The organism is Methanoregula sp. (assembly GCF_002835825.1).
Classification (GTDB): Archaea; Halobacteriota; Methanomicrobia; order Methanomicrobiales; family Methanospirillaceae; genus Methanoregula.
The window spans coordinates 1-1,035 of record NZ_PIZH01000775.1; the positions used below are offsets into that span (position 1 = coordinate 1).

Consider the following 1,035-nt stretch of genomic DNA (forward strand, 5'->3'; position numbering starts at 1 on the left):
TTACTCTCTCGCATAACATCATTCCGGTGGGCCGGGGACCGTGGCCGGTGCCCGGCAGTTCTTCATCGTTCACCCGCAGGTTACGCGGGGCTTCCTCCGGCAGATTCATTCTGTCCGGCGTTCTGTCCGCTTTCCGTGTTAATGCAGGATGACCGGTGCCCGGGAAAATCTGCACGGGCGTACAGTTCATTCAGTTTTTCAGTCGCGCATGAACAGATTCGGGATGTTGCTGCCATGGTGCCCCACAACCCGGCCGGACTCCGGCCAAAGGCGGGACCCGGGTCACCTGAGTCCCTTCAGGACATCGTGCCTGTCGATAATTCCCGCCAGTGCATCCCGTTCCATGACCGGCATCCGGCTGACATCGTTCTTGACGAGCAAACCAGCCACCTTCGTAAGCGGCTCATCGGGTGCAGTCGTGATTACCTTCCGTGTCATCAGCCGCTCGACCGGAATATCGGTATTGTTCTCGATCGCGGTCCGTACACGGCCATCGCGGAGAAGGTCTCTCCGGGAGATGATGCCCATAAGTTTTCCCTTCCTCATTACCGGAAATGCCGAGTACCCGCTCTCAAGCATCAGGGAGTAGATACGCTGGACCGGATCCTCGGGGGCGCAGGTGACCACCTTCCGTGTCATCACGTCTGCGACAATCCCCCCGATCTCGTGCCGGGTTACGATGATGGGGAAGAGATCGGAGAGGAGGACTGCGCCGAGAAAGTGATCTCCGGCATCTACCACCCCTGCCGTATCGGTCCGGTAATCGCGCAGCATCCGTGCAACCTGTTCTATGGGGTCATCGGGGCGGACCAGGGGGGCGTCTTTCAGGAACCCTTCGACCGTAACATTCGACCGGGTCGCCGTGACGCGGAGGGCGTCCGTGACATCGATATATCCCATTACTTTCCGTTTCTCGTTTTCCACAAAGATCTCGCGGAAGGATTCGTCTCTCAGGATCTGCCGGGCCCTCGTGACGGTACCGGTACATTTCACGAGCGGCATGTCGATCATGACGTCCTGCGCGAGTTTCATAGG

At 58.8% G+C, this 1,035-nt stretch carries 1 protein-coding gene; it reads right to left on the minus strand.

The genetic code is table 11. The features are described from left to right. Positions 1 to 282 precede the first annotated feature (282 nt). Positions 283 to 1,035, minus strand: a 753-nt coding sequence (locus CW742_RS15125) for a CBS domain-containing protein (RefSeq protein ID WP_292421855.1), incomplete at its 5' end; no start/stop codon positions are given.